The organism is Vibrio sp. SCSIO 43086 (assembly GCF_051132235.1).
In the GTDB taxonomy this organism is placed as follows: Bacteria; Pseudomonadota; Gammaproteobacteria; order Enterobacterales; family Vibrionaceae; genus Vibrio; species Vibrio diabolicus.
In genome coordinates this window covers 1-13,412 of the sequence record NZ_CP072678.1, presented here as the reverse complement: position 1 = coordinate 13,412, position 13,412 = coordinate 1, and the positions used below count along the sequence as shown (strand labels likewise).

Below are 13,412 nucleotides of genomic sequence, written 5' to 3'. Positions count from 1 at the left end.
ATCATATTATCTCTTTTAGGCATGAATTCGAGTCTAGCAAAGCATGTAGCTCTCAGAATGGGAGCTACATGGAAGTGATATTAAAGAATTTCAAACTCAATAAATAAACGGCAACGGAATAAGCTCTAATCCTAGTACACCACTGATCCCCATCACCACTAGCAGTGAGACTTTAAACACCGACTTTGACCAAGCGATGTAGTTGCTGTCATCAATGCTGCGAAAGGTCACTTTCGTCCACATAAAGCAAACGACCGCTGCAACCGCTAAGTATTCATACCCGGCTTCACCAAGTAAAAATAACCCCAACGATACGGCCCCAAACGCCACGACATACGCTTTCATGTGTCGCTGCGCTTTATGAATACCTTCTTTAACTGGCAATACGGGAATCCCGGCTTCTCGGTAGTCTTGCATGCGGAACATGGCAATCGCGTACGAGTGCGGCATTTGCCAGAGACAGAACATGGTAAAGAGTAAAATCGCTTCCAAGCTAATGAAGTTTGTTACCGCCAAGTAACCCACCAATGGCGGGACTGCGCCTGAAATACTTCCCACTAAGGTTCCATACACCGAGTTACGTTTGTACCACATCGTGTAAAAGAACACGTAATACACGTAGCCAAGCAAAACGACGACAGCGGATAGTGGGTTCACTCGGATAAATAACAGTGCGGTGCCTACCAGCAATAAAGCAAGCGCATAAACAAACGCAATATCGATATTGATGTTACCTTTCACTGTTTCACGATTTCGTGTACGTGCCATCTTTTGGTCGATATCACGATCGAAAATATTATTCACCACACAACCTGAAGCGATGACTAACCCCACACCAACTAACGTTGTAACGAACAACATTAGACTGGCTGGTTCTGTTTTTGCGGCGAGGAAGAACCCCGCCGCAACAGAAATCAGGTTGCCGAAAATAATGCCCGGTTTGGTGATAGACAAATAACTTTTCAGCATACCTTGACCTACAACTTCATGTTGACGTTCATGTTGTAGATGATCCATACCGAGCCAGCGATAAGGATAAGTACAACAATGGCGGTAAACATCAGTGATACAAGGTTCCAACGTCCGTCGGATGTTTTTGTTTCCATATGCAAGAAGTATTTGAAGTGAACAAATATCTGCACTAATGCACATCCAAATAGAATCGCATAGGTTGTTGTATCTGGTAATGATTTCGTCCAAACAAAGTAGAACGGAATTACCGTCAGAATCAGTGAGGCAATGAAGCCTTTCACATAATCTGATGCACTGGTTTCTACATGTTGATCCATTACATTACCCCCAGTAAGTAAACGATGGTAAAGACACAAATCCAGACGATATCTAGAAAGTGCCAGAATAGGCTTAAGCAGTTAAAGCGCATTGCCATATTGTCGTTCAGACCTTTCGTCGACAGTTGATGGTACGCTACCGCTAACCAAATCAGACCAAAGGTTACGTGCAGGCCGTGCGTACCAACCAACGTAAAGAATGCCGATAGGAATGCACTTGTTTGTGGACCATAGCCTTCTTCAATCAGGTGATGGAACTCATAGACCTCCATACAGATAAAGCCAAGACCAAGCGCGAACGTTACTAACATCCAACGTTTGAGACCAGCAACGTTGTTGCGCTTCATCGCGATAATGCCAAAACCAAATGTGATACTGCTAAACAGCAGCAGCATGGTTTCGACAAACACGAATGGGAGTTCGAAAATGTCTTTACCTGTTGGGCCCGCAATTGAATTGCTCGACAGCACAGCGTATGTTGCGAACAAGGTCGCAAACAGTACACAGTCACTCATCAGGTAAACCCAGAAGCCAAATAGCTTGTTGCCATTCGTGTCATGGTGGTGATCATGGTCGTGATGTGCTGCGATATTAGTTTGCATACGTCACCTCCAGATCATCTTTACTTTCGCTGTCTTTCACTGAGTTTTTCTTCGCTTCTTCAAGCTGAGCTCGACGTTCGGCCTCAATTGCTTTGATCTCTTCAACTTCCACGTAGTAATCCACATCATCGTTATAGCTATGCTGAATACACGTCACGATAATACCGACCAAACTTGCCGCCGCTAGCCACCAGATGTACCAAATCATGCCGAAGCCAAATAGGAGCGACCAAGCCGACACGTAGATGCCTGTTGCCGTGTTTTTTGGCATATGAATACGTTCGTATTCCACTTCTTTAGTTGGATCGAACTCGCCACTTTGTTTCTGGTACCAGAAGGCATCCAGCACATCACCTTTTGGTAGGTGCGCAAAGTTGTAGAACGGCGGTGGAGACGATGTTGCCCACTCAAGAGTACGACCACCCCACGGGTCACCAGTTAGGTCACGGTTTTGCTCGCGGTCACGGATACTCACGTAAATTTGGATGAACTGAGACAATACGCCCAGCGCAATCACAACCGTACCTGCTGCGGCAATCGACAACAGTGGGAAGTATTCAGGGTTGATGTCTTGGCTTAAACGACGAGTCATCCCCATAAAGCCCAGCGCGTAAAGCGGTAGGAACGCCATTAAGAAACCAATAATCCAAAGATAGAACGCACGTTTGCCCCAAGTTTCATTCATGGTGAAACCTGTCGCTTTCGGGAACCAGTAAGTGATCGCAGCGAAACATCCAAACACCACACCACCGATGATAACGTTGTGGAAGTGAGCAATCAGGAATACTGAGTTATGCAGAACGAAATCTGCACCCGGAACAGCCATGAGTACGCCTGTCATACCACCAACAGTAAAGGTGATCAGGAAGCCCACCGTCCACATCATTGGCGTCGTAAAGCGAATGCGACCTTTGTACATGGTGAATAGCCAGTTGAAGATCTTCACCCCTGTTGGGATAGAAATAATCATCGTGGCAATACCGAAGAAGGCATTTACGTTCGCGCCAGATCCCATCGTAAAGAAGTGGTGTAGCCAAACGACAAACGCAAGAATCGTGATAACTACGGTAGCCCAAACTAGCGATGTGTAACCGAACAACTTTTTACGCGAGAAGGTTGCGGTGACTTCTGAGAACACACCAAAAATTGGCAAGACCAAAATGTACACTTCTGGATGGCCCCAAGCCCAAATCAGGTTGACGTACATCATTACGTTGCCGCCAAGATCATTGGTAAAGAAGTGCATGCCTAGGTATCTATCCAGCGTTAGCAGAGCGATAGTCACCGTTAGGATTGGGAATGAAATGATGATCAAAATGTTTGCACACAGAGACGCCCAAGTGAAAACTGGCATCTTCATCATTGGCATAGACGGTGTACGCATACGCAAAATGGTCGCGAAGAAGTTCACGCCTGTTAACGTCGTACCGACACCTGATATCTGCAGCGCCCAAATCCAATAGTCGACCCCGACTCCTGGGCTGGCCTCAATACCTGAAAGCGGCGGATACGCTAGCCAGCCGGTGCGACCAAATTCACCCAAGCCGAGAGACATGTTTGTTAGAATGACACCAACAACAAACAGCCAAAAGCTCAAGTTATTCAGATACGGGAAAGCTACGTCACGCGCACCAATCTGTAATGGCACGATGATGTTCATCAGACCAATGACCAATGGCATCGCTACGAAGAAGATCATGATCACGCCATGGGCAGTAAAAATTTGATCGTAGTGATGCGGTGGCAAGTAACCTGCTTCACCCGCAGAAGAAAGGAGTTGCTGACTACGCATCATGACTGCGTCAGCAAAACCACGAACAAGCATCACCATCGCTACTGCGATGTACATGAAGCCAAGTTTTTTATGGTCTACTGAAGTAAACCATTCATTCCACAAATATTGCCACTTTCCGGCTTTAGTTACCGCGTAAACTACGGCTAAACCAACCAGCGCCACAACCGCTAAGGTGATGACGATAATAGGTTCGTGGAATGGAACTGAATCAAGAGTTAATCTTCCAAACATTACGATTATCCTTGGTTTTCAGGCAAACAGTTCATTGAACCAGGATGCTGAGTCACAACGTCGGTGAACAAGAACGGAGGAACGCTAGAGAACAAAGTGACTGGCTCTGCGATACTTGGCGCTGCCAGTGAGCTGTATTGCTCCCAATCTTCAATACGATCAGGGCTCGCCTTCACTTTCTGCACCCAATTTAGGAACGCAGCACGATCAGACATTGCTGAAGCTGTGAACTTCATTTGCGAAAAGCCTTCGCCGCTGTAGTTCGATGCAAAACCCTTGTAGTCACCTTCGTGGTTCGCTATCAGGTTGAGCTTGGTTACCATTCCTGGCATCGCGTAGATCTGTGTACCTAAACGAGGGATGAAAAACGCGTTCATGATGTTGTCCGAAGTCAGTTTGAACTGCACTGGCACGTCTTTCGGGAACGCCACATAGTTCACCGTCGCAATGTTTTCTTCTGGATAGATGAACAACCATTTCCAATCGAGTGACACCACTTCGATCGTCATTGGTTTAACATCACTTTCCAATGGTTTGGAGGGCTCTAGTTCATGAGTCGAACGCCATGTGATCGTCGCAAGAATCGCAATGATGATGATTGGAATTGTCCATACCACCACTTCGATTTTGGTCGAGTGTGACCACTCGGGAGCGTACTCTTCTTCAGTGTTAGAGGCGCGGTATCGGTAAGCGAAGTAAATCGTCATTAAAATCACAGGGATTACAACGATCAACATCAGCAAAAGAGCAGTAATAATTAGCTCTTTTTCCTGCACACCAATGGCACCTTTGGGGTCAAGTAAAGCTGAATTACATCCTGAGAGCATAAGTATGACGGACGCCAAACTTCCCCTCGACAAGATGCGTTTATATCTTGAGGCTTCCATTAACTTTCTCGATGGTTGTCTGGTTTCAAAACCAATGCCAATCACAGTAAATAAGAGCTCAGAAACAGCGCAGAGGAATGTTTGATAAAAAGGCAAAAATTTTGATAAGTAGTTATTCTACTTACAAATTTTTCAGCGCCGTTATCAAACATCTTAACCAGCTAGAATGAACAATTACTTGCTACGATTGGTATCAAGCTAAGAACCAGTTGTTATGGTCATTAGAATGTTTATGTGTTGAGCATGAGTAACGTCGGGATCAGAGCGAAACAAAACGGAATTGAGTGGAGATCAAAACCACACTATTAGTGTGAGTTTATTGTTACACTTTGAAACACAATGTTACATTTGGCGCATTATGAGGAGTAAAAAGTTAAAGCTCATTAGCCACAACTGGAAACTAACCTTCCATTAATGAAACCCACATACTTAAAATAGGAGATTAACCTCAACACGAATTTCACGTGCTTCACAGTTAATGTCTTTTGAAACAGACAGTTGCAAATTCATTTTGATGAGACTGACTATCAACTGCATTTACATAGATAGCTTGAGTACGAAGGGGAAATTAAAAGTGGAAAATTGTGATCAATGTCAAATTAATGATTTCACTTAGTATTTGAGTGGTATTTACTTCTCATTATTTACTTTTGGCAAACCATTCGCAGGGCGAATCCAAACATGAGTAATAAACACACTTACGTTGCCCAGAACTGGCTCTCGGAAAAATAGGAAATGTTGAAAGGGAAAGAAGCTTGTCATTCCGGTCTGTGGGGCCTAACCCTAGGGCTTTACATGCGAATGCCTCCATCCACTTCTAAAACTCTGCCAGTAAAGTAATCACTCTCAAGAATGTATTTTACTGCATGTGCGATTTCACTTGTTTCACCCATCCTTCCAATTGGGATCATCTTTTCTAGTCGTTCTATGGCTTCTGGTTTCATTTGTTCTGCCATCGCGGTATGCACCACACCTGGTGCAATCGCCGCCGCGCGGATACCGTATCTTGCTAACTCACGGGCCCACGTCGTCGCCATGGTTGCGACCGCCGCTTTAGATGCAGAATAATTGGTTTGACCGATATTCCCTGCTCTCGCGACACTAGAAATATTGATGATAACGCCTTGTGAACCGCTCTCAATCATCTTAACGGCAGCTTCACGCCCACACAAAAATGTCCCCGTAACGTTGACGTTCATGACCAAATTGAATTGATCCAAAGACATCTTACTGATCACGCCGTCTTTTGATTTTACAAGTAACCCATCTCTTAGCACGCCAGCGTTATTGACTAGCCCATTGAGTTGGCCAAAATCTTGGATAACCGCGTCAAACGTGGTTTCAACGTCGATTTCGCTCGTTACATCCACTTGATAAGTCAACGCTTTTGCACTCAGCATTCGGCACTGCTCTTGTGTTTCCATTAAGCCGCTAGCGTTTACATCTAATAACGCTAAATCTGCTCCGGCTTGAGCAAGCGTAATTGCCATCATTTGCCCAAGTCCCTGCCCTGCACCTGTAATGGCAATGACACTATTTTTAATATCCATAGTTACTGCACTCCGTCGCTAATAATGTTCCCTATTTCAAGCCTGTTTCGGTGGTCCGAAATGATGAGATTTACTTCACCATTTCAGACTGCTTTGTAGCAAAACTCAGTCTAGCCCTTCTTACTCTTGTAAAACTCAAACAAGCTTGAGAAGTCGAGCTCGCCGTGGCCGCTCGCGTTGTGGAAAGAATATAAATTACGCGCCAGTGAGCCCATCGGAACCGAAGAGTGTGTTTGTAACGCCGCATCTAACCCCAAACCGAGATCTTTCAACATGAGTTTGCTCATAAAGCCCGGTTGGTAATCGTTGCTGGCTGGTGCACTGTCCATCACGCCTGGGCAAGGGTTGTAAAGCTCCAATGCCCAATTTCGGCCAGAGCTTTGAAGCATGATGTTTGATAACACTTTTGGATCGAGTCCATGATCGATACCTAGATTTAGCGCCTCGCACGTACCAGACATTAAAATGCCAAGCATAAGGTTGTTACAGATTTTCGCCATTTGACCATCGCCCGCTTTACCGGCATGGAAAACATTTTTTCCCATGTACTGCAAAATGGCATTGGCTTTAGAAAATGCTTCATCCGAGCCACCAACAATAAAGGTTAATGTCGCCGCTTTAGCGCCGGCAACGCCACCCGAAACGGGCGCGTCGACAAACAACACGCGTTTATTTGCCGCTTCATTGGCGACTAATCGCGCGGAGTCCGGATCAATGGTTGAACAATCAATCATCAAGGTACTTGGCGAGACAAGATTGAGGACACCTACGCCGCCGTGTAAGTCACCAAGATACACGGAACGAACGTGAGAACCTGCTGGTAGCATCGTGATGACTGTGCTTGCACCATCCACGACTTCCTCAATAGAGCTCGCCACCACCGCACCAAAAGGTGCAAGTTGCTTTGCCGCTTCGCTATCGACATCAAATACTTGCACGTTAAATCCAGACGCTAATAAGTTTTGCGCCATCGGATGCCCCATTCTTCCTAAACCGATAAATGCGATGGTACTCATGATCATTCTCCTTATTGACCTAGTGTTTGTTCACCCAAATCAGCAAGCGGATGTTCGTCATCCGGCCAAAGTGAGGTAAACAAGGTATCGATGACATCTTCATCGACTTCACTGACACTGTTAAACATCCAGTTAGGTTCGCCATCCCGGTCAATAAGCCGAGAACGGACGCCCTCTTTAAACTCACCTAATAAGGCGCTGCGAACCGATAAACTCAGCTCCAAGCGGAAGCAATCTGCAAGTGGTAAGCTGTGGTATTCTTTCACTTGTCTGAAGCAAATATGCGCGGTGATTGGACTGCCCGCGGCGAACGTTTGTTTCGCGTTTTCTATCCACTGACTGTTCCCTTCGATAGCCATGATTCGCTGTGCTATCGCATTAAGATCAAAGCCTTTGCACGCTTCCTCTATCTGATCTAAGTATGGACAAATTTGCGTGGTTGGTTTGCTATCAATAACCTGTTCTTCCATTAATTGTAGTAGCGCAGTTACCAACTCTTTCGCATCTTCTTTGCCCCACTGGAGCCGCTTTAGCTCATCCAGTAAGGTGGGATACTGCTCTTCCAACAGTAACCAATCGGCCAAACCAATAGTGACAGCGTCACTTGAATTCACCATGGAACCTGTCAATCCGAGGAATAAACCCACTTGCGGATCTATCTGGCTTAAAAACCATGTACCTCCCACATCGGGATACAGTCCAATATTAATTTCTGGCATAGCAAGGCGTGATGTTGTTGTCACAACTTTGTGGCTAGTTCCCATAAAAAGCCCCATCCCACCACCCATGACAATACCTTCTCCCCAACCGATAATAGGTTTGTTGTAAGTGTGGATGAGATAGTCACACTCATACTCCAACGAGAAATAGTCCGTACAGAACTCTACGATTTTTTCTTTACTCTCGTTATGCATGACGTGATACATAGCTCGAACATCGCCACCAGCACAGAATGCTTTTTCTCCAGCGCCAGTGAGTACCACACAAGTCACATGCGGATCGTCTTGCCACTTGATAAGCTGATCGTTGAGTTGGACCAACATGTCATACGTCAATGCATTCAATGAAGCGGTGTTGTCTAACGTTGCGATACCAATGCGGTGCACGCCATCTAAGCACTCTATTTCACTGATGGTTACCATCCCTGCCATGTGGCCTCCTATCGGTTTTTCCATTGCGGTGGGCGTTTTTCTAAAAAGGCGCGAACACCCTCAACTTGATCTTCCGTATCAAAAAGATTCAGAAACAACTCTCGCTCTTTCATTAAGCCGTGCTTAAGTGGCGCAGAGCGCATATTTTGAATGAGCGCCTTACATGCGGCGACAGAAGATGGTGACTGGTTCGCAACAGATTCAGCAAGCTCCAACGCTTTACTTAACGCTTCGCCTTTGGGAACCAACTCCTCAGCCAAGCCTAGTTCTTTTGCTTTGTCAGCGCTGACTTGTTCTCCACATAAAACGATGCGCTTTGCCCAGCCTTCCCCTACTAACGCTGTGAGATTTTGGGTACCGCCAGCGCAGGGCAAAAGTCCGACTTTGGCTTCAGGTAAAGCAAGTACCGCTTGCTCTTCAACTACTCGAATATCACAAGCTAATGCCACTTCTAAACCTCCGCCCATGGCGTAACCATTAATGGCGGCAATGGAAACACCACGGAATTCCGAGAGCGTTTCAAAAGCTTCACCAAAGCATCGCGCCATGTCTAACGCAACCGCTTTGTCACCATCAGAAAATAGCTTGAGATCCGCACCTGCAGAGAAAAACTTTTCTCCACTGCCGGTTAAAACCAGTGCGTAGACCTGCTTATCATTGTTAAGTGTGAGTATCAGCGACTTCAGTACCTTGAGGCTCTCTGCTGTCCACGTATTGGCTGGCGGGTTGTTCATTGTCACCACCGCAACGTGATTAGCGATCGTATGTTGAATGGCTTCTTGGGTTAATGGCATATCTGAATCCTTTCTCAATGAGCAAATCCAATACTTCGCTACAGCAAGGCCGATTCCTCAGAGAGCAAACGGCGCGCGATGATCAAGCGCATAATTTCGTTCGTTCCCTCCAGAATTTGATGCACACGCACATCTCTGAAATGACGCTCCATTGGATACTCTTTGATGTAACCATAGCCGCCATAAAGCTGCAGCGCTTGGTCGCAAACCTGAAAGCCTACATCGGTTGCGAACCGTTTTGCCATCGCGCAATAAGCCGTGGCATCCGGGTCATTTCGGTCGAGCTTACTGGCGGCATAGCGCACCAACTGCCGCGCAGCCACTAGCTCTGTCGCCATGTCTGCTAATTTGAATTGTAAGGCTTGAAACTGCGCAAGCGGTTTGCCGAACTGCTTACGTTCTTGAATGTACCGTGCCGCCTGATTAAGGGCCTGTTGAGCCGTACCGACGGAGCAGGTCGCAATATTTATACGCCCTCCATCAAGCCCTTTCATCGCAAAGACAAAACCTTGCCCTTCTTCGCCCAGTAGATGGCTAGCTGGAATAACGACATTTTCAAAAGTAACCGCTCGTGTTGGTTGGCTGTTCCAACCCATTTTGGGTTCTTTGCGCCCATAGCTGATACCATCTGTTTGAGCAGGAACAACAAATGCAGACACGCCTTTGGCCCCCGCTTCTCCGGTTCTCGCCATCACGACCAAAACATCTGTCTCTCCTGCGCCAGAGATAAAGGTTTTGCCACCGTTGAGGACATACTTATCTCCCTTTTTTGTAGCGGAAGTGGTCAGTGCAGCGGCGTCTGATCCTGCGTTGGGCTCAGTTAAGCAATAGGAGCCTAACCACTCCCCCGTAACTAATTTCGGACAGAACTGCGTTTTGGCTTCATCGGTAGCAAAACTGGCTATCATCCAACTGACCATGTTGTGAATCGTCATAAACGCCGTAGTGGACGTACATCCCATGGCCAGTTGTTCAAAGATAATTGAAGCATCCAAGCGACTCAGCCCTAGGCCACCTTGCGCTTCTGGAGTGTAGAGGCTGAGAAACCCCAGTTCTCCCGCCTCTCTCAATACGTCTTTGGGGAAGATCTGTTTTTCATCCCACTCCGCCGCCATCGGTGCTAAACGCTCATAGGCAAATTGCTGAGCGGTATCGGCAAATGCACGTTGATCTTCATTAAGTTCAAAGTCCATAAAAGCTCCTTCTATTCACTCAGCGCAGTTGGATGGTCAAATTAGGCCCCGTTGGAATATCGTCATCAAACCAACGTGCCGTCACCGTTTTAGTCTCGGTATAAAAACGTACCGCTTGTTTACCATACGCATGCAAATCGCCATAGAAACTGCCTCTCCAACCAGTAAAGGAGAAAAATGGTAAAGGGACTGGAATTGGCACATTGATCCCCACTTGACCGACTTGAATGTCATGCTGATATTTTCTTGCAGCAGCACCATTAGCGGTAAATATGGAAGTGCCGTTACCGTAAGGGTTGCGATTCACCAACTCAATGGCCTCTTGCAACGTTTCGACTTCCATACAAACTAAAACGGGGCCAAATATCTCTTGCGTGTAAATCGACATATTCGCTGTTACACCGCTAAACAAGGTTGGGCCAATCCAGTTTCCATCGGGAAAGCCTTCCACTTCACACTGACTGCCATCCAGTTCACACACTGCGCCTTGTTGTTTGCCATCTTCAATTAAGTCCAATACGCGTTGTTTAGCTTGCTCACTGATGAGAGGACCATAAGCAGCTTGCTCATCGTCCCAAGGCCCTGGGTGTACTTTCGCCATTGCCTGTTTAAGGTCTGTAATCCATTGTTTTGAATCGCCGACAAATACCGCAACAGAAATCGCCATACAACGCTGCCCCGCCGCCCCAACGGAGGACCCCACTAGGTTATTCACCACTTGTTCTTTGTTCGCATCAGGCATGATCACCATGTGATTTTTAGCACCAGCAAAAGCTTGAACGCGTTTAAAGTGTTTCGTACCCGTGGTGTAGATATAACGGGCAACAGGAACCGAGCCAACAAATGACACCGCTCGAATGTCAGGATGAGCCAGCAGAAAGTCGACTTGGTCTTTGCAACCGTGAACGATTTGCAACACTCCTTTCGGCGCGCCAGCTTGCTCAAATAGTTCGGCTAAACGAATAGAGGTCAACGGCACTTGTTCGGAGGGTTTAAGCACAAACGTATTGCCCGCAGCGATGGCGATTGGGAACATCCACAACGGAATCATGGCAGGAAAGTTAAACGGCGTAATGCCGCAACACACACCTAGGGGCTGAATCATTGAGTAACTATCAATATCCGTGGCAACATTTTCGACGGTTTCGCCCATCAAATTGCTGGCAATGTTTGCAGCCTGCTCAACCACCTCTATGCCTCGCCACACATCGCCTTTAGCATCCACTAAAATCTTACCCGTTTCATGAGAAAGTAGTGTGGCAAGCTCATCATGATGTTCTTTGAGAAGGTGCTGATAACGAAGCATGACTCTGGCACGCTCGGATACTGCCACTTCCTTCCAGGATTGGAATGTCTCTTTCGCATTATCAATGGCGGCTTCCATCTCGTGGTCCGTTGAGCAGGGAACGTACGCAATGACATCATTAGTGGCAGGATTGGTCACCTCGATCCAATCCGAAGTTTGAGATTCACGAAACTCTCCACCAATAAACAAGGGAACTAAACGAGTCATCATTTACTCCTTTCTGATTTCAATTAAAGCGGTATTTCAATGCCTATCGCCGTTGCCTCTCCACCACCGATACAAAGTGACGCAACGCCTCGCATCACTTTTTTGGCGTCTAGATCACCGTCGGTACCTAAAGCTTGTAGCTGACGCAAACTATGAATCAATGTCACCAGAATTCGTGCGCCACTTGCGCCTATCGGATGCCCCAGTGCACACGCTCCGCCTTTAATATTGACTTTGCTTATATCAAGCCCAAGTTCTGCTACCGCGATTTGTGTCACAACAGCAAAGGCTTCATTTATCTCCCACAGATCCACTTCGTCAATTGACCAATCCAACTGGGACAACAACTGTTCAATCGCATAAACGGGAGCCAAGGTATATTCAGCAGGTTTTCTGGCGTGTGTGGCGTGAGACTTGATAACGGCGAGTGGCTCAAGACCTTGGTGGAGCGCAGTCTCTTCATCCATTAGAACAAGCGCTGCAGCGCCATCGGAAATCGCACTCGAATTAGCAGCGGTCACCGTGCCTTTTTTATCAAATGCAGGTTTGAGTTGAGGGATTTTATCCAGATCAATCGAGCGCGGGTGCTCATCGTAATCCAGCGTTCCTTGTTCAGACTTGGTGTTGAGTTCAATCGGTGAGAGCTCGTCGGCAAATAAGCCTCGCTCTTGAGCTTCCAACGCACGTTTTGCCGACATCACTGCCCATTCGTCCATTTGCTCTCTGGTGAACTTAAGCCTGTCTGCGACGTGCTGAGCATAAACACCCATTAAGTGCCCTTCGTACGCATCTTGCAATCCATCGAGAAACATGTGGTCATACGTCGACTGGTGGCCCATGCGCATTCCCTTTCTCGCCTCTTTCAATAAATACGGCGCATTGGTCATACTCTCCATACCACCAGCAATGGCAGTTCGAATCGTTCCAGCTTTGATAAGATCGTGCGCCAACATGACGCTCTTCATGCCGGAACCACACACTTTATTGATAGTCGTGCACCCTACACTCATGGGTAAATCCGCACCAATTGCCGCTTGTCTCGCCGGGGCTTGCCCACAACCCGCAGGGAGCACACATCCCATGAAGACTTCATCTACAGATGTCACATTCACTTCGTGCATTGCCGCCTTGATCGCCAGTGCGCCTAATTGGGGAGCGGAGTAAGTTTGCAACTTTCCTTGAAAGCGCCCGATCGGCGTTCTTTTCGCGCTGACAATCCAGATGTCTTTTTCCATGATTCGCATTCCCTTGAGGTATATGTGAACACTAGACTGACTGATAACGCCCTTGCATGACATTGCTTACCAAGTGCTACGCCAGTCTTTGTCGCCCTTTCTCACTGACAAACTTTCATACTGCGATTTCTTGACGTTTACGTAAGCATAGCACTA

General features: G+C 46.8%; 12 protein-coding genes. All 12 read right to left on the bottom strand.

The window, feature by feature from the left end:
- Positions 1 to 96 precede the first annotated feature (96 nt).
- A complete protein-coding gene (gene cyoE / locus J8Z23_RS16350) occupies positions 97 to 1,017 on the bottom strand; it encodes a heme o synthase (protein WP_197710231.1) in 921 nt (306 codons plus the stop codon).
- Positions 978 to 1,289, bottom strand: coding sequence for a cytochrome o ubiquinol oxidase subunit IV (cyoD, locus tag J8Z23_RS16345; protein ID WP_012842490.1), 312 nt, complete (start codon positions 1,287 to 1,289; stop codon positions 978 to 980). The genes cyoE and cyoD overlap by 40 nt, the downstream gene beginning before the upstream one ends.
- Positions 1,289 to 1,891, bottom strand: coding sequence for a cytochrome o ubiquinol oxidase subunit III (cyoC, locus tag J8Z23_RS16340; protein WP_005375782.1), 603 nt, complete (start codon positions 1,889 to 1,891; stop codon positions 1,289 to 1,291). Before cyoC ends, cyoD begins: the two co-directional genes overlap by 1 nt.
- Positions 1,881 to 3,917: a cytochrome o ubiquinol oxidase subunit I gene (cyoB, locus tag J8Z23_RS16335; RefSeq protein WP_434635534.1), complete on the bottom strand. Its 2,037-nt coding sequence runs from the start codon at positions 3,915 to 3,917 to the stop codon at positions 1,881 to 1,883. The genes cyoC and cyoB overlap by 11 nt, the downstream gene beginning before the upstream one ends.
- 5 nt (positions 3,918 to 3,922) lie before the next feature.
- Positions 3,923 to 4,804 carry a ubiquinol oxidase subunit II gene (cyoA, locus tag J8Z23_RS16330; RefSeq protein WP_005388604.1) on the bottom strand — a complete coding sequence of 294 codons (882 nt, stop codon included), beginning with the start codon at positions 4,802 to 4,804 and terminating at the stop codon, positions 3,923 to 3,925.
- 791 nt (positions 4,805 to 5,595) lie between these two features.
- Positions 5,596 to 6,354 (bottom strand): SDR family oxidoreductase, encoded by a 759-nt coding sequence (locus J8Z23_RS16325; RefSeq protein WP_065646176.1) that lies wholly within the window; start codon positions 6,352 to 6,354, stop codon positions 5,596 to 5,598.
- Between the two features lie 110 nt (positions 6,355 to 6,464).
- Positions 6,465 to 7,370, bottom strand: a complete 906-nt coding sequence (gene mmsB, locus J8Z23_RS16320; protein WP_005390978.1) for a 3-hydroxyisobutyrate dehydrogenase — start codon at positions 7,368 to 7,370, stop codon at positions 6,465 to 6,467.
- 11 nt (positions 7,371 to 7,381) lie between these two features.
- Positions 7,382 to 8,521, bottom strand: a complete 1,140-nt coding sequence (locus J8Z23_RS16315; protein ID WP_048625200.1) for an enoyl-CoA hydratase/isomerase family protein — start codon at positions 8,519 to 8,521, stop codon at positions 7,382 to 7,384.
- 8 nt (positions 8,522 to 8,529) lie between these two features.
- Entirely contained in the window at positions 8,530 to 9,315 is a 786-nt protein-coding gene (locus J8Z23_RS16310) for an enoyl-CoA hydratase (RefSeq protein WP_434635533.1), read from the bottom strand.
- 38 nt (positions 9,316 to 9,353) lie between these two features.
- Positions 9,354 to 10,508: an acyl-CoA dehydrogenase family protein gene (locus tag J8Z23_RS16305; protein WP_434635532.1), complete on the bottom strand. Its 1,155-nt coding sequence runs from the start codon at positions 10,506 to 10,508 to the stop codon at positions 9,354 to 9,356.
- Positions 10,509 to 10,527: 19 nt separating this feature from the next.
- Positions 10,528 to 12,021, bottom strand: a complete 1,494-nt coding sequence (locus J8Z23_RS16300; protein ID WP_258687412.1) for a CoA-acylating methylmalonate-semialdehyde dehydrogenase — start codon at positions 12,019 to 12,021, stop codon at positions 10,528 to 10,530.
- A 23-nt stretch (positions 12,022 to 12,044) separates the two neighbouring features.
- Positions 12,045 to 13,256 carry a thiolase family protein gene (locus tag J8Z23_RS16295; protein ID WP_258505107.1) on the bottom strand — a complete coding sequence of 404 codons (1,212 nt, stop codon included), beginning with the start codon at positions 13,254 to 13,256 and terminating at the stop codon, positions 12,045 to 12,047.
- Between the last annotated feature and the right edge of the window lie 156 nt (positions 13,257 to 13,412).